Origin of the sequence: Flavobacterium endoglycinae, assembly GCF_017352115.1 — a bacterium.
Taxonomy (GTDB): Bacteria; Bacteroidota; Bacteroidia; order Flavobacteriales; family Flavobacteriaceae; genus Flavobacterium; species Flavobacterium endoglycinae.
Window position 1 is genome coordinate 2,675,797 of the sequence record NZ_CP071448.1, and the last position, 19,802, is coordinate 2,695,598.

Sequence of the window (19,802 nt, forward strand, 5' to 3'; positions counted from 1 at the left end):
AAATAAGTTATATGGCTGCTAAAAAAAACAATCAAACCAATACCGTTAAGGATATTAATTACTACAAAAAGAAATTCTGGAGAATTTTTGCCTATTCTCTGTTAGGCGTTTTGGCTTTCTTTTTATTTGCCTCTTGGGGACTTTTTGGCTCAATGCCTTCTTTTGAAGACTTAGAAAACCCAGACTCTAATCTGGCGACCGAAATCATTTCGTCTGATGGTGTTGTAATTGGTAAATATTTCAAAACCAACAGATCTCAGCTTAAATACTCGGATCTTCCTAAAAGTTTGGTAGAAGCTTTAGTAGCTACCGAAGATGCTCGTTTCTACGAACACTCAGGAATTGATGGACGTGGAACTTTAAGAGCTGTTTTTAGTTTAGGAACAAATGGTGGAGCAAGTACTTTAACGCAACAGCTAGCAAAACAGTTGTTTCACGGAGAAGGTTCTCGTTTTTTACCTTTCAGAATTCTGCAAAAAGTTAAAGAATGGATTATTGCCATTCGTCTGGAAAGACAATATACCAAAAATGAAATCATTGCCATGTACTGTAATGTCTACGACTTCGGAAACTATTCTGTTGGAGTAAGTTCCGCAGCACAGACCTATTTTTCAAAAGATCCTAAAGACCTAACAATCGACGAATCAGCAATGTTAGTTGGAATGTTCAAAAACTCAGGACTTTACAATCCAGTAAGAAATCCTGAAGGCGTTAAAAATCGTCGTAATGTAGTTCTTGGACAAATGGTAAAAGCAAAAATGATTTCTGAAGCTGAAAAAGAAAGACTGCAGGCTCTACCAATCGCTTTAAAATTTAAATTAGAAAGCCACCGTGAAGGAACGGCTACTTATTTTAGAGAATACCTTCGTGATTACTTGAAAAAATGGGTAACTGAAAACAAAAAACCTGACGGAACGGAATACGATATTTACAAAGATGGTTTAAGAATTTACACAACCATTGATTCAAGAATGCAGAAATACGCAGAAGAAGCTGTTGCTGAACATATGAAAAACCTACAGCAGCAATTTTTTATTGAACAAAAAAACAATAAAAATGCTCCTTTTGTAAATATCACACAAGCAGAAACAGATCGTATCATGACGCAGGCTATGAAAAACTCTGTTCGCTGGGCACAAATGAAAGAAATGGATAAAAGCGAAGATGACATTATCGCTTCGTTTAAGGTGAAAACTAAAATGCGTGTCTTTACCTGGAAAGGAGAACGCGATACTGTAATGACACCGTTTGATTCTATTCGTTACTACAAACACTTCCTACAATCTGGATTAATGGCAATGGAGCCTCAAACAGGTAACATTAAAGCTTGGGTTGGAGGAATCAATTACAAATACTTCCAATACGATCACGTAGGACAAGGAGCAAGACAAGTGGGTTCTACATTTAAACCATTTGTGTACGCAACTGCTATCGAAGAATTGAATATGTCACCTTGCGATTCTATACTCGATGGGCCTTTCATGATTCATAAAGGGCGTCACCACGTAACCGAGGATTGGGAGCCAAGAAACTCAGATTACAGATACAGAGGAATGGTGACTTTAAAACAAGCCTTGGCAAACTCTATTAATACTGTTTCGGCAAAATTGATTGATAGAACAAGTCCAGAAGCGGTAGTTGACTTAACTAGAAAATTAGGTGTAAAAACAGAAATTCCAGTGCAGCCGTCAATTGCATTAGGAGCGGTTGATATTACTGTTGAAGATATGGTGGCTGCGTACAGCACATTTGCCAATCAAGGAGTGTATGTAAAACCTCAGTTTTTAAGCCGTATTGAAAACAAAAGTGGAGAGGTAATTTACGAACCAATTCCAGAATCCCATGATGTTTTAAATAAAGATATCGCATTTGCCGTAATCAAATTATTAGAAGGTGTAACCGAAACAGGTTCAGGAGCACGTTTACGTACGCAAGGCGGAGGAAGCGGAGACAACCGTTGGACAGGATATCCGTATATGTTTAAAAACCCAATTGCAGGTAAAACAGGAACCACACAAAACCAGTCAGATGGTTGGTTTATGGGAATGGTGCCCAACTTAGTAACTGGAGTATGGGTTGGATGTGAAGACCGTTCAGCACGTTTCAAAAGCTTAACATACGGACAAGGAGCAACTGCTGCCTTACCAGTTTGGGCGTATTTCATGAAACTTTGTTATGCCGATAAAGACCTTCAGGTTTCTAATTCAGAATTTGAACGTCCGGCAAACCTTTCAATCAAAGTAGATTGTTACCAAAGACCGGCCGTAGTTAAAGACACTACTCAAACCGAACAAAACACAGACGAGTTCGAGCTGTAGTTAAAAAATATTCAATGAAACAATATCCTTTTGGAACCTTCAATTACAAAGAAGATGACAAAAGGATATTTTTTTACACACCTTTTTTATTTTTTACGAAATCGTTATAATTTGATCAGAAAATAGTATTTTTATCAAAATTAAATGGTAATAAAGACAGTTTGTTATGATAACAAAAAAAGTGAATAACGTTCAGGAAGCAATCAAAGGAATCGAAACTGGAATGACAATTATGTTTGGCGGTTTTGGTTTGTGCGGTATTCCTGAAAATACAATTGCAGCTTTGGTAAATACTTCAATTTCAGATTTAACTTGTATTTCCAATAATGCCGGTGTAGATGATTTTGGTCTGGGATTGCTTCTGCAAAAGAAACAAGTCAAAAAAATGATTTCTTCGTATGTGGGTGAAAATGCTGAATTTGAACGTCAGATGCTTTCGGGTGAATTAGAAGTCGAGTTGACACCGCAAGGAACTTTAGCAGAAAAATGCCGTGCTGCTCAGGCAGGAATTCCTGCTTTTTTTACTCCTGCGGGTTATGGAACTGAAGTAGCGGAAGGAAAAGAAGTCCGCGAATTCAATGGAAAAATGCATATTATGGAAGAAGCTTTCAAAGCTGATTTTTCAATCGTAAAAGCATGGAAAGGTGATGAAGCCGGAAATTTAATCTTCAAAGGAACTGCCAGAAACTTTAATGCCTGCATGGCTGGTGCCGGAAAAATTACCATTGCCGAAGTCGAAGAGCTGGTTCCTGTCGGAACTCTAGATCCAAACCAAATACACATTCCGGGGATTATGGTTCAGAGAATCTTTCAAGGAGAAAAATTCGAAAAAAGAATTGAACAGCGAACAGTGCGCGCTAGAAATTAGATAATAAGAAAATGTGCCAATTAGATAATTTTTCACATTGTGTTTAAATTATCTAATTAACTAATTGGCACATTAAAATAATTGAGGAAATGCGACAATTAGATAATTAATTCAGATTGCGAAAAGAATTATCTCATTATCAAATTGACGAACTGGCACATTAAAATAATTAGAAAATGTGATAATTAGATAATTCATTTAGATTGCGAGATAGGCATTGTCTAATTATCTAATTTCCAAATTGACACATTCAAAATATGTTAAATAAAGAAGATATAGCAAAACGAATTGCAAAAGAAGTAAAAGACCGATATTTCGTTAATCTAGGTATTGGAATTCCAACTTTGGTGGCGAATTATGTACGTGAAGATATTTCGGTAGAATTTCAGAGTGAAAACGGAGTTTTGGGTATGGGACCTTTTCCTTTTGAAGGAGAAGAAGATGCGGATATAATCAATGCGGGAAAACAAACCATAACCACTCTTCCTGGAGCCAGTTTCTTTGATTCGGCTTTTAGTTTTGGAATGATCCGAAGCCAAAAAGTCGATCTGACTATTCTGGGAGCCATGGAAGTTTCTGAAAACGGCGATATCGCCAATTGGAAGATTCCGGGAAAAATGGTAAAAGGAATGGGAGGTGCTATGGATTTGGTTGCTTCTGCAGAAAATATTATCGTAGCCATGATGCACGTTAATAAGGCCGGAGAATCAAAAATATTAAAAAAATGTACTTTACCATTAACAGGTGTAGGATGCGTTAAAAAAGTAGTAACTGAGCTTGCCGTTCTCGAAGTAACCGAAAAAGGTTTTAAGCTCTTAGAACGAGCGCCAGGTATCTCAGTGGAGCACATTATTAATTCTACGGAAGCTGATTTGATAATTGAAGGCGAAATTCCAGAAATGAATATCAATTAAAAAATAGCATTCTTAAAAAATGAAGCCAGTTTGTAATAAGCTGGCTTTTTTTTATGCGATAAAGTTAAAAAAGAACTTCTTTTTTGATAATTTTTTGGCTTTTTGTATTGTTCTTCAATAGTTTAAGTTTAATTACTATACAAATTTTCGCACTTTTCTTTGTGAATTTTTCACATAATGTTATATAAAAGTAAAATTTAAGTAAAAAATGTTGCATTTTATCGATTAACGGCAAATTTCATCGATTATCTAACAAATTTAAAATACTTTTATCACCAAATTTAAGTATTTACTTACTTTATCATTGACAATTTGTAAACATTAACCCAAACTAAAAACCCCAAGAAGTTATGAAAAGAAAATTACCAAAAATTATTACAGCAGCCTTTGTGCTAAGTTTTTCAGTTTCGGCTTTTGCCCAGGTAACCGATAAACAGGTGAAACAAAAAAGCGTTTCAGAAAACGGACAGCCAAGTTTAATTACTTTTAACGAACTGTCAAGTTACAAAGGTTCAGATTACCAAAGAGTGTTTAAAGAACAATTAGGACTAAAAGACACTCAATCTTTCCAAAAAGTCAGAACTGAATCTGACAAACAAGGTTACACTCACGAAAAATTCCAATTGTACGAACAAGGAATTAAAGTAGAGTTTGCCAATTACACCCTGCATTCTAAAGATGGAAAAGTAGTTTCAATGAATGGTGAATACTACAACATCGAAAATGTGAAACTTTCTCCGTCACTTTCTGCAGATCAGGCTTTCAATAAGGCATTGCAGTACACTCATGCATCAGAATATCTTTGGGAAAAACCTCTTGATGCTGCCGAATTGGGTTATGCTAAACCAAAAGGCGAACTGGTTTTGTTACCAAATATGGAACAGCAAGGAGAAAAACGTGCAGGAGATAATATTCGTCTGGCTTATAAATTTGACATTTATGCCACTAAACCATTAAGCCGCGGAGATCTTTACATTGATGCCGAAACAGGAAAAGCATTATTTTATAATGCTACCATAAAACATTTACATGACAATGTTCATGCAAAAAAAGCATCGGCAGGAAGTGCTGTAAAAAACGAAACGGCACTTGCTAAAAAAGCTATCGTAGCGGCCAATGCAGAAACCCGTTACAGTGGAACGCAGACAATCCAGACTAGCTTAAGCGGTTCATCTTATATTCTGCTTGATGGAACTCGCGGAAACGGAATCCAAACTTACAACTCAGCTAGAACAGCAACGTATCCAACCACGAACTTTACGGATGCAGATAACAATTGGACAGCTGCTGAATACAACAATACTAATAAAGACAACGGTGCGCTTGATGCTCATTGGGGCGCTGAAATGACCTATGATTATTGGTCAGCGGTGCATGGCAGAAACAGTTATGACGATGCTGGAGCGAAAATCAAAAGTTATGTGCATTACAATTTAATTGCTGCTGGATATTCTAGCAACAATAATGCTTTCTGGAACGGAAGTGTAATGACTTACGGTGACGGAAGCGGAACGGGAGGTTTTGATATTTTGACATCTCTAGACGTTGCTGGTCACGAAATTGGACACGCTGTTTGTACATACACTGCTAATTTAGCGTATCAAAAAGAATCTGGAGCGATGAACGAAGCTTTCTCTGATATCTGGGCAGCTTGTATTGAATATCGTGCAGCGCCAACAAAATCAACTTGGTTAGTGGGTGAAGATATAGAAAGAAGAAGCGGACACATAGCGCTTCGTTCAATGAGTAATCCAAAAGCTGAAGGCCAGCCGGATACTTATGGAGGAACAAACTGGATTAGTGTAAGCTGTACGCCAACGAGCAGTAATGACTATTGCGGTGTACATACTAACTCTGGAGTTTTTAACCACTGGTTTTATATTTTATCTGTTGGAAAAACAGGAACAAATGATATTGGAAGTTCTTATAGCGTAACAGGTATTGGAATCGACAAAGCAGCCAAAATTGCATTTAGATTGGAAGACGTTTACTTAACTTCAAATTCAACTTTTGCAAATGCTAGAACTTCTGGAATTCAATCAGCTATTGATTTATACGGAGCAGGTTCTGCAGAAGTTATTGCAACAACAAACGCATTTTATGCTATTGGAGTAGGTGCGGCTTATTCTGGATCAACAGATACAACACCACCTTCTGCACCAACTGGTTTAGCAGCTTCTGGTACAACTGGAACAACAACGAATTTATCTTGGACAGCTTCAACAGATAACGCGGCTGTTACAGGTTACGATATTTATCAAGGAACGGCGTTTAAAGGATCATCTACTACTACAACATACACCGTTACGGGTTTAACACCTTCAACAGCGTATACTTTTAGTGTGAAAGCTAAAGATGCGGCTGGAAATGTTTCTGCTTCAAGCAGTAGTGTAAATGTTACAACAACTGCAACTTCTGTAACATATTGTACTTCTCAAGGAAGTAGTGCAGCCGACGAAAGAATTGGTAAAGTTGTTTTCGGAACAATCAATAATACTTCTACTGCAACTACAGGTTACGAGAATTTCACATCAATTTCTACCAATGCGGCTAGGGGAACAGCATATACGATTACCATAACACCAACTTGGACATCGACTATTTATAACGAAGGGTATGCCGTATTTATCGACTACAACCAAGATGGAGATTTTTCAGATTCAGGTGAAACAGTTTGGACGAAAACAGCTTCTAAAACCACTCCGGTTACAGGAACAATTACAATTCCATCGACTGCAACGCTTGGAACCACAAGAATTAGAGTTTCTATGAAATACAATTCTGTACCAACAGCTTGTGAAGGATTCTCTTATGGACAAGTTGAGGATTATACCATCAACATTACAGCTTCTGGTACACTTGACCAAGAAGTAGTAGCAGGTTTAATCGAAACAACGGGAACTGAAAAATTTGCTTTATACCCAAATCCAGCGGAAACAGAATTGAATGTTTCAATTGAAGAAGCTGATGGATATTCGTATAAAATTATCAATACATTAGGACAGCAGCTTGGTTCAGGCAAAATTGCAGGAAATGCTGTAGATGTAAGCAAATTAAGTACAGGAATTTATCTGATCGAATTAACAAGCGGTGATAAAAAAATCGTGAAGAAATTTGCTAAGAAATAGTACTTCATTTTCATAAAAGCAAAAGCCGTCCAGTTTAAACTGAATCTGTGATACACAAAACAGTTAATTTGGACGGCTTTCTATTTTTTAAAAAAGTTGTTTTTTACAAAGAAAAACTAATTCTTCCAAAGTAATAAGCTCCTGTTGTGCCCATTTGAACTGGCGCATATTTAAATACACCATAATAGCTGTTTTCATAGATTTGTTTGTCCGGGAAAACATCAAATAAATTGTTTGCCCCAATGGCAACCTGAACTTTTGGGGTTATTTTGTAAGCAGCAGTTAAATCGGTAACCACTTTTCCGTTGTGTTTTTGAATTCCACCAAAAGGAAAACCATCACGAACGACTTCTCCAAAATACGTATTTCTCAATAAGAAGTTCCATTTGTCTATGCTGTAGTTTACAGCAAATGTTCCTTTATGTTTTGGGGTGTTAGATTCAATTAGGCTTCTTTCCTGCGGACCGTAATATACATCTTCCTGACCTGCGAATATAGCAGGAACATTATGCAGATTATCATCCACTTTGTTGTCGTTGTAATTGTACAATAAAGAAAGATTCATTTTACCGCGTCCCAGATTTAAATCATAATCAATTACGACGTCAACTCCATTTGTAGTCGTGTTAATTGCATTGGTAAAGAAACGTCCTGTTTGTGCGCCATATTGAGCAAACAGATTACGAAGTTCAGGAACCGGTTCTCCAAAAGCATCATTACCTAAATTTCCGGTAAGAATGATTCGGTTATCAATTCTAATATGATAATAATCGGCTGTAATGTGTAATTGCTTTAAAGGCGAGTACACAATACCGAAACTGTAGTTTCTCGAAGTCTCTTCTTTTAATTTCGGAATTCCAAGTTGTTTCGCTACTTCGCTGTCATTTCTAAAAATTCCTGAATTTAAAAGCTGTCCGTCAACAACATCAGTCGCAATATTATTAAAATACTGCTGATGTAATGAAGGCGCTCTAAAACCAGAACTTAAAGCTCCACGAACAGAAAGATTATCCAGAATTTTATATCGTAAAGACAATTTACCGTTGATTGTACTTCCAAAATCAGTATAATCTTCATAACGCCCGGCAATTCCCACTAAGAATTTATCAGTTATATCCGCTTCAATATCCCCATAAACTCCCACACTGTTTCTCTTTTCATCTACTTGATTCAAAGGAGAAAATCCAGGAAACGACTGTGCGCCGCCATCGACATAAGAAGCCTCTTCACCTGGAACGATTTTGTATTTTTCGAAACGGTATTCAGCTCCAAAAGCCACATTTAATCCGCTGAAAACATCTTTGTATAATCTTGTAATATCAGCATTTAGAGTGTTTTGAAGAAATGAATGATTTCCCGCCTTAAATTCTGTTGGACTGTTGTCACCCAAAGAAAAATTGTTGGTATTGGAAACATCGTATACAAATTTGTTTTCGCCAATTGTATTGCTTACATCAAGTTTCCATTCGCCAAATTTAAGTTTGAAACCTACAGAAGAAGAAAGATCTGTGACAACCGAATTTAGTTCAGGTTGAAATCCAAAAGGAAATATTGAAGTTACAACACTTTCGGTTTCGCTTGGCAAACGTCTGAAGCCATAACCAGTTCCTTTTCTGTGGCTGACACCTCCATTTGCATAAAACTCAATCTGATCGTTTAGCGGAATTGAAGCATTAAAGAATCCTTGAATATTCTGTATTTTGGCATCGCCAATCTGGAAATTAAAATCATCACGTTTCAAACCATTTTGTGACAGTAAATTGTCATCAATCTGACGTGATTGCGCCGGATCATCGGCAAAATCATAAGCGAAAAAATTCCCTTGGGCAGATTGGTCAAAAATAATCAGGTTGTGGTTTTGCGAACGGTTTGTTTTCTGACGGTCATTAAATTCAGCCGAAAGATTAATGAAACCGCCTTTGTTTCCAATTTTGCTTCCGTAATTCAAATTCAGATTCGTTGTTTGTCCGTCATTTCTAGATGTACTTCCATAAGTTGCATTTGCTTCAAGTCCGGCATTATCTTTTAAAACCAAGTTGATTACACCTGCAATAGCATCAGAACCATATTGTGCTGCAGCGCCGTCACGCAAAACTTCAATTCGTTTAATGGCAGAAGCCGGAATAGCACTCAAATCTGTACCAACAGATCCGTTACCAACCGTATTTTGATAATTTACTAATGATGTAGTGTGTCTTCTTTTTCCGTTAATCAAAACCAAAACCTGATCTGGTCCTAAGCCTCTTAAGGATGCTGGGTCAATATGCTCAGTTCCGTCAGCAGAAGATTGTCGGTTTGAATTGAAAGAAGGAATTAAATAGGTTAAGATATCGTTTGTAGTAGTCTGTGGCGTTGTATTTCTGATTTTCGCCAGATTCACAACATCAACTGGAACAGCTGTTTCAAGTTTACTCTTTTTAGGATTTCTACTTCCCACGACGACAATCTCATCAAGACTGTTGCTTTCAAACTCCAGCTGAATGTCTACAAAATGATCTCTTGCTACAATTTCTTTGGTTTTGTAACCAAGCAGCGATACGATTAAAGTTGGAGAATTGTGAGCGGCTGAAATTGTAAATTTTCCTAAAGCATCTGTTGTAGTACTGGTTTGTGAGCCTTTTACAAGAATAGTAGCAAATTCCAACGGATTACCGCTTTCACTGGTTACAGTCCCTTTTATCTCATGGTTTTGCGCATAAAATAGCGTACTCGATAAAGTCAGGAAAGCCGTTATGACAAATTTTAATTTTTTTCTCATATGATTGTTTTGGTTTTGACTGATAGGCAAGCTTTTTTCAAAATAGAAAAACAATTACCTAGTATTTATATAGGATAATGAATTAAATGCAAATGTAATCGTAAAAAACGTAATTTGATTTAAAAATCTCTTTTTTTATATCGTATCATTAGCAATTTTTGGCTTTAATGAAATATCTTTGTTCAAATTTAAAAAAGATAAAAAATGAAATTAAGAATATTACTTTTTTTGTGTGTTGTAACATTCAGCAGTTATGCCCAAAATAATGTATTAGTTTTTCAATCTGATTTTGGTTTGAAAGACGGAGCGGTTTCTGCTATGAAAGGTGTGGCAATGGGAGTTTCAACAGATTTGAAAATATTTGACCTAACTCATGAAATCCCAGCTTTTAATATTTGGGAAGCAGCTTATCGTTTATCGCAGACAGCACAATATTATCCTGCAGGAACTGTGTTTGTATCGGTTTGCGATCCTGGAGTAGGTACAGCAAGACATTCAGTTGTTTTACAGACTAAATCAGGTCATTTTTTCGTAACGCCAGATAACGGAACTTTAACTTTGATTGCAGAACAATTAGGGATCCAGGAAATACGTGAAATTGATGAGGTAAAAAACCGCCGTCAGAATTCAAATGAATCATATACGTTTCATGGGCGTGATGTGTATGCTTTTACGGGAGCACGTTTAGCCTCTAAAACTATTACTTTTGAAGAAGTTGGTCCAAAACTGCCAAATGAAGTAGTTAAAATTGATTACCAAAAACCTGTTTTCGAAAATGGCGTAATCAAAGGCGGTATTCCGATTTTGGATATTCAATACGGAAATGTTTGGACAAATATTGATAAAAAGACTTTTGCAAATTTGAATTTAAAAGCGGGTGATTTTGTGAAAATCCAAATTTTAAACGGTACCAAAAAAGTATATGATGGGAAATTAAAACTCGTAAATACTTTTGGTGAAGTTCCTGTAGGGACAGATGTTACGTATTTTAACAGCCTTTTGAATTTTTCACTGGCAGTAAATCAGGGAAGCTTTTCGGCAAAACATAAAATTTACAGCGGATCGGATTGGAGTATTCTGCTAAGCAAATGATTTTGAATAAGATAATATAAAAAAACCGCTCAAGTTGAGCGGTTTTTTATGAATATCGTTGACAGTTTTATATTATAAACTGAATGAAGCTCCTAAACTAAAAGTGGCTTGATTGTTTAAATGATCAAATACATCATTGTTGCTGCTGTATTTTGCGATTGGGAATCCAATTTCTGTGAAAACACCAAATCCGTCAGTAAAAAAATAACGACCTCCAACGTGTCCGCCGAAATTACGTAAACCTAAACTTAAACCTGGATATACATCTAATTGCTCAACTCCAATAACACTGCTTAAATTGGCATTAATTCTTGCTTTTGCATCAAAACGATCTTTAAATTCTGGTTTGTAATCGTAGTATGGAGTTGGATTGTTGTGGTAAATACCATTAAAATTATCTACTCCAAGTAAATAACTAGTCACAAATCCGAAAGAGAAATTTTCTCCTAAACCAAAATCTATCGAACCTTGAATTCCAGAACCGCCATCTTGAAGATTAGCACCAATGTTTACTCTCATATCGCCTTTTCCTTTAAAAGCCTGTTGTGCCTGAGTGAATCCAAATGATACTAAAAACAAAAATGTAATAACTTTTTTCATAACCTTTAAATATTAATATTGGACTGCAAATTTAGTTTTTTACAGATTAATTCCTGCCTTTTTCGTTAGAATACAACTCATTTAAAGGGTCGCTCTGCCAGAACTCCTTGGTATCCACGTTCATAATTGTCAGCGGACCTTTAAAAGCAGCTCCTGTGTCAACATTCCAAACGCAGGCTTTGTTAACCGGAACTGTTTTTCCAATTCTGGTAACAGGAGTATGTCCAATATAAATTTCTTTATAAACCGTAAAACGCTTTGGATAATATAAATCATCTGGTTTTAAATTTGGATCCAAAGCCAGTGCAGATTCCCAAAGGGTTCTGTCCCAATAGAATAATTTCGGGAAATATTCCCAAACAACACCATTCAGATTTGTAAATCCGGCATGAACAAAAAGTCGGTTTTCATCATCCAGATAATAATCTTTCAAAGATTCGAAAAATGCAATATGATCTTTTTTTCTTTCAGGTGAAATCTTGGCATATCCTTCAACAGTAGCTTTTCCGCCATGTTTGTACCACATTTCTTCATCAAAATCTTCATGTCGGTTTTCCAGCCAGTCTAAAGCCAGCTGATCATGATTTCCTCTAATGCAGATGCAGTGTTGTCTGCTTTTCAATTCAATTAAAAAATCAATTACCTCTGCTGATTGGCTCCAGCCATCAACGTAATCGCCTAAAAATATAAGTGTATCTTCTGTAGTAACTTCGGCTTTCTTCAATACCTGTTCAAGTGCGAGTAATCCTCCGTGTATGTCGCCTATAACAAATGTTCGCATTTTTAAATATTTCGGGTAGTAACTACAAAAATAAGTAAAATGATTTGTTTGAATTCAATTAGTTGTTAATCTTTAAAAATTGATACTATTTATAACTATGATCAGCGTTCTTTTTACGGCTTTCCTTTTTAAATTTGCAAAATGTCAGATGATGCTCCTACATACCGCAAAATTATCCATATCGATATGGACGCTTTTTATGCTTCTGTAGAGCAGATGGACAATCCGTCTTTGCGCGGAAAACCACTGGCAGTTGGCGGTTCAGAAAACAGAGGAGTAGTGGCGGCGGCAAGTTATGAAGCCAGAAAGTTTGGTGTAAGAAGTGCTATAAGCGGCGTTTTGGCCAAAAAGTATTGTCCGGATATTATTTTTGTCCGCCCGAGATTTGACCGATACAAAGAAATTTCATCCAAAATTCATAAAATCTTTCATGAATATACAGATTTAGTTGAACCGCTTTCGCTGGATGAAGCGTATTTGGATGTCACCCAAAACAAAAAAGGAAATCCAAGTGCCAGTTTATTGGCGCAGGAAATCAGATCGAGAATTTTAAATGAAGTTGGATTAACGGCTTCTGCTGGAATATCGGTAAATAAGTTTGTGGCCAAAATTGCCAGCGACATTAATAAACCCAATGGACAGAAAACGGTTAATCCTGATGAAATCATATCTTTTCTGGAAGAACTTCCTATCCGAAAGTTTTACGGAGTTGGGAAAGTAACTACCGAAAAAATGTATCAGCTTGGTATTTTTACCGGATTAGATCTAAAAAGTAAATCATTAGAATTTTTAGAAAAACACTTCGGCAAGTCAGGTGCTTTTTATTACAGTGTTGTTCGGGGAATTCATAACAGCGAAGTAAAGCCGCACCGAATAACCAAGTCTGTGGCGGCAGAACATACTTTTGATGTAAACCTTTCTTCTGAAATTTTTATGCTGGAACAGCTTGACAGGATTGCAGTTTCTTTGGAAAAAAGATTGAAAAGACATGATGTTTCGGGAAAAACGGTAACGCTGAAAATAAAGTACAGTGATTTTACACAACAAACACGAAGCAAAACACTGCCTTATTTTATTTCCGATAAAAGTTTGATAATGGAAGTTATAGAAGAACTTTTGTATCAGGAAAAGATGAAGGATTCAGTTCGTTTGCTCGGAATTTCACTGAGTAATTTGAGTAATGAAGAAAAGAAAGCAGTAGTAGTACAGCTTAAGTTTGAATTTTGATTTGCAAAAAAAATATCAAAATAATTTTTTGCGGTTTTTTGAAGCAATTTAAATATTATCTTTGAGTGAAAAGGATGCTTAAAATCCATTTAAATGAAAAAAAATAGTTCTGAAGAAATCGTAAGCCGAACTTTGGTGCCTATTCTGGCTCTAGATTTTCATTATGAATACTTAAATGAATTAAAAGCTTCTTTTGCTGATTTGAAAAAAGTCGGTAAAATTTCCAGCCAGTTTACTTGGAACGAAGAAAACTTAAAAATCGCAGAACGAATCAAAGACGAAGTAGTTCTAATTACCGATTTAAATCTCAAAATTATCTTCGCTTCAAGCGGTATCAAAAGAATGACTGGATATCTAGAAGATGAAGTTCTGGGTAAAACTCCTAAAATGTTTCAAGGTCCGGAAACATGTAAATCTGCTTTACAAGAAATACGGGAATCCATCAACTTAAAAAAGCCGTTTGTAAAAACCATTAAAAACTACAAAAAAAACGGTAAAATATACCAATGTCATGTAGATGCGACTCCGGTATATAATTTAAAAGGAAAACTTTCGCATTTCATTGCTTTTGAAAAGGAAGATAAAGAAGAACTTGTATTTTAACCGGGAAGCACGCTAGATTACACAAAGCACGCCCATTTTAAGTTCGAAAGACAATATAAAGCAAAACCGCCCAAAAGGCGGTTTTTATATTAAAAAAAACTTAGGATCTCAGAACCTTAGTATTTAGCATCTAAAAAATTACAAGTTCTCGAAGAAGTCATTTCCTTTATCATCAGTAATAATAAAAGCAGGGAAATCTTTCACAGTGATTTTACGTACGGCTTCCATTCCTAATTCTTCAAAATCAACTACTTCAACTTTCAGAATGTTGTCTTGAGCTAAAATTGCAGCCGGGCCTCCAATAGAACCTAAGTAGAATCCTCCGTATTTGTTGCAGGCATCCGTTACTTGTTTAGTACGGTTTCCTTTGGCAAGCATCACCATACTTCCGCCATTTTTCTGGAATTCATCTACATACACGTCCATACGGCCAGCGGTTGTTGGTCCAAAACTTCCTGAAGGCATTCCTTCTGGCGTTTTTGCAGGTCCTGCGTAATACACAGGATGGTTTTTGAAATAATCCGGCATTGGTTTTCCGGCGTCTAATAGCTCTTTAATTTTTGCGTGAGCAATATCTCGGGCTACGATAACAGTTCCGTTTAGTTTTAAACGTGTTTTGATAGGATATTGAGACAATTTTGCCAAAATATCGGCCATTGGCTGATCTAAGTCAATTTCAACCGGAGCTTCTAAATGTGGAGCTGTTTCTGGTAAAAACTGTTTTGGATTTACTTCTAACTGCTCAACAAAGATTCCGTCTTTGGTGATTTTTCCTTTAATGTTTCTATCTGCAGAACACGAAACTCCTAATCCAACTGGACAAGAAGCGGCGTGACGAGGCAAACGAATTACACGAACATCGTGTGTAAAGTATTTTCCTCCAAACTGAGCACCGATTTCACTCTCCTGACAGATTTTCTGAACACGTTCTTCCCATTCTAAATCACGAAATGCCTGTCCTGCCATGTTTCCTGATGTGGGAAGATGGTCATAATATCCTGCAGATGCTTTTTTAACAGCGCTTAAATTCGCTTCCGCAGAAGTTCCGCCAATAACCAAAGCTAAGTGGTAAGGAGGACAAGCCGAAGTTCCTAAATCTTTAATTTTCGCACGGATGAAAGCATCCATAGATTTATCATTTAATAATGATTTAGTCTGTTGGTATAAATAGGTTTTATTAGCAGATCCGCCACCTTTTGCCATAAACAAGAACTCATAAGAAGCTCCTTTTTTAGCATAAATATCAATTTGTGCCGGAAGATTTGAACCTGAGTTTTTCTCTTCAAACATTGAAATGGGGACGATTTGAGAATAACGTAAATTACGTTTTTGGTATGTATTGAAGATTCCTTTGCTTAACCATTCAGCATCATCAACACCCGTGAAAATGCTTTCTCCTTTTTTTGCCATTACAATCGCAGTTCCCGTATCCTGACAGCTAGGTAATTGACCTTCGGCAGCAACAGACGCGTTCTGTAATAAATTGTAAGCTACAAAACGATCATTATCAGTTGCTTCTGGATCGTCAAGAATTTTTCTTAATTTTTGTAAATGAGATGTTCTCAGCATAAACGAAACATCTGTCAATGCTTCTTCTGCTAATAATTCTAAACCTTTTGGATCAACGGTTAAAATTTCGCGTTCTCCAAATTTTTCAACTTTTACAAAATCAGAAGTAATTTTGCGGTATTGAGTATCATCCTTCAAAATAGGATAAGGATCTTGGTATATAAAATCAATCATTTCTTTGTTTTTTTACAAAGTTAGAAATTATTTACCTAAGAAAGAATTTGAATTAGATCTCTAAAACAGTTTATTGCTGGTTGTGAAACTCGTTAAAGCTCATCTTTTTTTCGAAATAAGGTTTCTCTTTTGCAGAAAGCAGTTTCTTTTTCCAATGGTTTCCTTGAAGCGAGAACGAAATGGAATCCGAGTATTTTAGAACTCCAGAGTCCTCATTATCATCGTCTCCGGGCTCAAATGCAACAGTTTTGCAATAAAAGATTTTAGGATCTTTTCCAGTATTTGAATCGTTATTCACAAATTCTGTCCACACTCCCCAGCCGCTGTCAGACATCGATTCCCAGTCATGGACAAGTTGTAGAGAATTGTTTTTAAGATAAAATAAATAATTACTAAAAGTATATCCGCAGGCAGGATAACCAGAATCAATTTTTATAAAAGAAGAATTTTTATCAGATGAGTTATTCAAACCTAAAACGCCGCTCCATTCTGAACCTTTTTCATAATGTTTGATCGAAACCTTTGAAGATGCGATTTGATTTTTATTCTGATAGAAATCAAGTCGGAAAGTTGAAGTTACGATGCTGTCTTTGTCTGCTTTTTGATTGACAAGATTCACTAAAATATGGCTGACGTTTGCATTTTTGTCTTCAGAAAGAAGGATAGTATCAATTTGAAGTGATTTTTCTTTTATAGTTTTATCATCGTCAAAAGCTGTAATTTTTGTAGTATCTGTTGAAGTTAAAGAAGCGATCTGATTTTGTTTTTGTCCTTTTTGGCAAGCTGTTAAAAGAATGGCAATGAAGAGGTATTGTATTTTCATAACATCATATTAGTTCTTCAAAAATATATTTTTCTTCGTAGTGAACCTTGAATTTGTTTAGAAAATTTAGATATTCAGCATTAAAGCTTTGCTTTTTATGATGCTCTTTTTGATTCTGAATGTATTTATAAACAGATTCAATTTGCGATTGGCTATATGAAAATACACCATAACCTTCCTGCCATGAAAATTTAGACTTTGTCAATTGGTTTTCGTTTACAAATTTTGAAGATTTGGCTTTTACAGCTTTCATTAATTCTGAAATTGTTATGGTTGGTTTTAATGCTAGCAGACAATGAACATGATCTTCTACGCCATTAACGATAATTGTTTTGCATCCCGTTTCATTAATTAAATGTCCAATTACTGATAATAACTTAGGTCGCCATTTTTCATCAATAACAGCATTTCTGTATTTTACAGCAAATACTATTTGAAGATAAACTTGATGATATGTGTTTGCCATCCTGATTTTTTATTACAAAATAAATGATTCTTGTTTGACTCAAATTAATTTTTGTAATATTTAACTTTCTTTTTTTTGTAAATATATCGGTCGTTCCGATGGAACTTCCATATAGGACGTCCCAAAATGATCAACGGATTAAAATCCGTTGCTACAAGATTGTTCGTTCCTATCGGAACTTTTTTGAACTGTTTATTTTTACATTAATTCGAAGCAAGAGCTATTGTTTTGAAATATATCGTAAGGCCGAATTTCAATATGGTTTAAACAAATATTTAAATATAGGACGTCGCAAAATGATCAACGGATTAAAATCCGTTGCTACAAGATCGTTCGTTCCTATCGGAACTTTTTTGAACTGTTTATTGTTACATTAATTCGAAGTAAGAGCTATGTTTTGAAATATATCGTAATGCCGAATTTCAACATGGTTTAAACAAATATTTAAATATAGGACGTCGTAAATGATCAACGGATTAAAATCCGTTGCTACATATTATTCGTTCCTATCGGAACTTAATGTCGGACATGTCGAATAGTTATTGGGATTTGCTACAATATTGTTCATTCCTATCGGAACTTTTTCGAAATGTTAACTGTTTCAATAATCCGAAGCAAGAGCCATTGGCTAGAAACATATTGTAGAGCCGGATTTCAATCCGGTTTGTAAAATATCAATATAGAAAAGAAGATCCCATAGGATCGATCCATGTTTTAAATTCTGATTTATGTATGAAAAATGTGTTGTTACTATGAAATTTAATATAAATGTGTCGCAAAATAATTAACGGATTAATCCTAAAGAATCTATCGTTCTATAGGAATTTTAATTATCTCGTTTTAATAAAATTCTACAATGAAACTAAGAGCCATTGGCTCGAAACATATTGTAGAGCCGGATTTTAATCCGGTTTAAACAAATATCGATACAGAACAGAAGATCCATAGGATCGGCTGATATTAAATTTGATTTTTAGAAAAACCAAGTTGCCACAAAAATCGCCGTAATAACACAAATTAAATCCACTAGAAGCATCGTTCCTAATGCATAACGCGTGTTTTTGATATTAACCGAACCAAAATAAACCGCAATTACATAAAACGTGCTTTCGGCGCTGCATTGGAAAATACTGCTTAATCTCGCTGTTAAAGAATCGGCACCAAAAGTATTCATCGAATCAATCAAGAAACCACGTGAACCAGCAGAACTAAATGGACGAAGCATAGCTACTGGCAATGCATTGGTAATTTCCTTGCTTACACCTAAATTCGAAAAGACAAATCCGATGGCATCGCTGATAATTTCAAATAAACCGCTGTTTCGGAATAATGAAATCGCAACCAACATTCCTAAAACATAAGGGAAAATTGTAACTCCAGTTTTCACTCCGTTATTCGCACCAACAACAAAGGTGTCAAAAACCGTTGTTTCAGCTTCTCTGAACTTCTTCTCATGTCTGAATGAAAAGATCAAGGTAAATGCGATAATCGCAATTAAAATTAATCCAGATAGGTTAGAAGTAAAGTAATTTTTACCAATTAAATCCAATTGATTTACATACATCAATAAACCAACAATAGCGGCAATTAATCCCATTAAAACAATAAGAAGAGAAGCACTTTTAAAGTTGATTTTTTGTTTGATTCCAACAATTAAGAAAGCCGCAATAGTACCAATGAAAGAGGTTATGATACATGGTAACATGACATCGGCTGGATTACTGGCATTAGCCGCTGCACGATAACCGATAATGGAAGTGGCAATTAACGTTAAACCCGAAGCGTGAAGGCACATGAACATAATTTGCGCATCGCTCGCCTTATCTTTTTCGGGGTTAATTTCCTGTAAACTTTCCATGGCTTTTAATCCAAATGGAGTTGCAGCCGAATCTAATCCTAAAAAATTGGCAGCAAAGTTTAAAGTCATGTATGAAATTGAGGGGTGATTTTTAGGAATACTTGGAAAAACTTTCACAAATACTGGACTCAGAACTTTGGCTAGTTTTCCAGATGCACCAGAAACAATTAAAAGTTCCATTAATCCGCAGAAGAAAGCCAGATAAGCGATAAGAGGCAGAATTAAATCAACCAAAGTACTTTTACAAGTTGGTAAAAGTCCATCAGATTTCTGAAGTCCGCTGTAAATTTTTACTGTTTTATTTTTGTAAACGTAAGTCGTGTCCGCGTTCAGCGTATCACGATTAATAATCATGGTTTGATCCGGCGCTTTTTTAATGCTGTCTTTAATGAAAGCAGGAAGCTGCTCGACGTACTTTTCAGAAACTAAAATAGGATCGTCTTTCTTTCCATTTAAAACAGAATCAATGGTGTAAGTGTTGGCAGTAAATAAACTGACTACAATAAAAAGAATTGAAGATATAAAAATCGCTAACCAGAATCTGCTTAATACCATAATTGTAATTTTTTGTAAATGTAATAAATCAATTGAAATGACAATTACAAAAGTCAATTTCGTGGTTT

General features: G+C 35.7%; 14 protein-coding genes. 7 read left to right on the forward strand and 7 right to left on the reverse strand.

Going from position 1 to position 19,802, the window contains the following annotated elements; all coding sequences use genetic code 11:
* Window positions 1-11: 11 nt before the first annotated feature.
* From J0383_RS11685 to J0383_RS11700, 4 genes are all read left to right on the forward strand, one after another.
* Window positions 12-2,318 (forward strand): penicillin-binding protein 1A, encoded by a 2,307-nt coding sequence (locus J0383_RS11685; protein WP_207298554.1) that lies wholly within the window; start codon window positions 12-14, stop codon window positions 2,316-2,318.
* A gap of 166 nt (window positions 2,319-2,484) precedes the next feature.
* A complete protein-coding gene (locus J0383_RS11690) occupies window positions 2,485-3,186 on the forward strand; it encodes a CoA transferase subunit A (protein WP_207298555.1) in 702 nt (233 codons plus the stop codon).
* 257 nt (window positions 3,187-3,443) lie between these two features.
* Entirely contained in the window at window positions 3,444-4,100 is a 657-nt protein-coding gene (locus J0383_RS11695) for a CoA transferase subunit B (RefSeq protein WP_207298556.1), read from the forward strand.
* Between the two features lie 350 nt (window positions 4,101-4,450).
* Entirely contained in the window at window positions 4,451-7,228 is a 2,778-nt protein-coding gene (locus J0383_RS11700) for a M4 family metallopeptidase (protein ID WP_207298557.1), read from the forward strand.
* 103 nt (window positions 7,229-7,331) lie between these two features.
* On the opposite strand, the gene J0383_RS11705 is transcribed toward J0383_RS11700, so the two are convergent.
* Window positions 7,332-9,986, reverse strand: coding sequence for a TonB-dependent receptor (locus J0383_RS11705; protein ID WP_207298558.1), 2,655 nt, complete (start codon window positions 9,984-9,986; stop codon window positions 7,332-7,334).
* 204 nt (window positions 9,987-10,190) lie between these two features.
* Between J0383_RS11705 and J0383_RS11710 the strand changes: the two genes are divergently transcribed.
* The gene (locus J0383_RS11710) at window positions 10,191-11,078 is read left to right on the forward strand and encodes an SAM hydrolase/SAM-dependent halogenase family protein (protein ID WP_207298559.1); all 888 of its coding nucleotides are present in this window, start codon (window positions 10,191-10,193) and stop codon (window positions 11,076-11,078) included.
* A 72-nt stretch (window positions 11,079-11,150) separates the two neighbouring features.
* Here J0383_RS11710 and J0383_RS11715 read toward each other — a convergent pair whose 3' ends face one another.
* Window positions 11,151-11,678, reverse strand: a complete 528-nt coding sequence (locus J0383_RS11715) for a DUF6646 family protein (protein WP_207298560.1) — start codon at window positions 11,676-11,678, stop codon at window positions 11,151-11,153.
* A 46-nt stretch (window positions 11,679-11,724) separates the two neighbouring features.
* Window positions 11,725-12,459: a metallophosphoesterase family protein gene (locus J0383_RS11720; protein WP_207298561.1), complete on the reverse strand. Its 735-nt coding sequence runs from the start codon at window positions 12,457-12,459 to the stop codon at window positions 11,725-11,727.
* A gap of 141 nt (window positions 12,460-12,600) precedes the next feature.
* Between J0383_RS11720 and dinB the strand changes: the two genes are divergently transcribed.
* Together dinB and J0383_RS11730 are read left to right on the forward strand one after the other, a co-directional pair.
* Window positions 12,601-13,686 (forward strand): DNA polymerase IV, encoded by a 1,086-nt coding sequence (gene dinB, locus J0383_RS11725; RefSeq protein ID WP_207298562.1) that lies wholly within the window; start codon window positions 12,601-12,603, stop codon window positions 13,684-13,686.
* A gap of 93 nt (window positions 13,687-13,779) precedes the next feature.
* Window positions 13,780-14,289: a PAS domain-containing protein gene (locus tag J0383_RS11730; protein WP_207298563.1), complete on the forward strand. Its 510-nt coding sequence runs from the start codon at window positions 13,780-13,782 to the stop codon at window positions 14,287-14,289.
* A 138-nt stretch (window positions 14,290-14,427) separates the two neighbouring features.
* Here J0383_RS11730 and J0383_RS11735 read toward each other — a convergent pair whose 3' ends face one another.
* From J0383_RS11735 to J0383_RS11750, 4 genes are all read right to left on the reverse strand, one after another.
* Window positions 14,428-16,032 (reverse strand): fumarate hydratase, encoded by a 1,605-nt coding sequence (locus J0383_RS11735; protein ID WP_207298564.1) that lies wholly within the window; start codon window positions 16,030-16,032, stop codon window positions 14,428-14,430.
* Window positions 16,033-16,102: 70 nt separating this feature from the next.
* On the reverse strand, window positions 16,103-16,855 hold the full coding sequence (locus J0383_RS11740) for a hypothetical protein (protein ID WP_207298565.1): 753 nt from the start codon (window positions 16,853-16,855) through the stop codon (window positions 16,103-16,105).
* A gap of 4 nt (window positions 16,856-16,859) precedes the next feature.
* On the reverse strand, window positions 16,860-17,321 hold the full coding sequence (tnpA, locus tag J0383_RS11745; RefSeq protein WP_207298566.1) for an IS200/IS605 family transposase: 462 nt from the start codon (window positions 17,319-17,321) through the stop codon (window positions 16,860-16,862).
* 973 nt (window positions 17,322-18,294) lie between these two features.
* A complete protein-coding gene (locus J0383_RS11750) occupies window positions 18,295-19,734 on the reverse strand; it encodes a nucleoside recognition domain-containing protein (RefSeq protein WP_207298567.1) in 1,440 nt (479 codons plus the stop codon).
* Between the last annotated feature and the right edge of the window lie 68 nt (window positions 19,735-19,802).

Excerpts from the sequence above, each read along its gene's own strand:
- J0383_RS11685 (WP_207298554.1), top strand. The coding sequence starts at position 12 with ATGGCTGCTAAAAAAAACAATCAAACCAATACCGTTAAGGATATTAAT.
- J0383_RS11690 (WP_207298555.1), top strand. The coding sequence starts at position 2,485 with ATGATAACAAAAAAAGTGAATAACGTTCAGGAAGCAATCAAAGGAATC.
- J0383_RS11695 (WP_207298556.1), top strand. The coding sequence starts at position 3,444 with ATGTTAAATAAAGAAGATATAGCAAAACGAATTGCAAAAGAAGTAAAA.
- J0383_RS11700 (WP_207298557.1), top strand. The coding sequence starts at position 4,451 with ATGAAAAGAAAATTACCAAAAATTATTACAGCAGCCTTTGTGCTAAGT.
- J0383_RS11705 (WP_207298558.1), bottom strand. The coding sequence starts at position 9,986 with ATGAGAAAAAAATTAAAATTTGTCATAACGGCTTTCCTGACTTTATCG.
- J0383_RS11710 (WP_207298559.1), top strand. The coding sequence starts at position 10,191 with ATGAAATTAAGAATATTACTTTTTTTGTGTGTTGTAACATTCAGCAGT.
- J0383_RS11715 (WP_207298560.1), bottom strand. The coding sequence starts at position 11,678 with ATGAAAAAAGTTATTACATTTTTGTTTTTAGTATCATTTGGATTCACT.
- J0383_RS11720 (WP_207298561.1), bottom strand. The coding sequence starts at position 12,459 with ATGCGAACATTTGTTATAGGCGACATACACGGAGGATTACTCGCACTT.
- dinB (WP_207298562.1), top strand. The coding sequence starts at position 12,601 with ATGTCAGATGATGCTCCTACATACCGCAAAATTATCCATATCGATATG.
- J0383_RS11730 (WP_207298563.1), top strand. The coding sequence starts at position 13,780 with ATGAAAAAAAATAGTTCTGAAGAAATCGTAAGCCGAACTTTGGTGCCT.
- J0383_RS11735 (WP_207298564.1), bottom strand. The coding sequence starts at position 16,032 with ATGATTGATTTTATATACCAAGATCCTTATCCTATTTTGAAGGATGAT.
- J0383_RS11740 (WP_207298565.1), bottom strand. The coding sequence starts at position 16,855 with ATGAAAATACAATACCTCTTCATTGCCATTCTTTTAACAGCTTGCCAA.
- tnpA (WP_207298566.1), bottom strand. The coding sequence starts at position 17,321 with ATGGCAAACACATATCATCAAGTTTATCTTCAAATAGTATTTGCTGTA.
- J0383_RS11750 (WP_207298567.1), bottom strand. The coding sequence starts at position 19,734 with ATGGTATTAAGCAGATTCTGGTTAGCGATTTTTATATCTTCAATTCTT.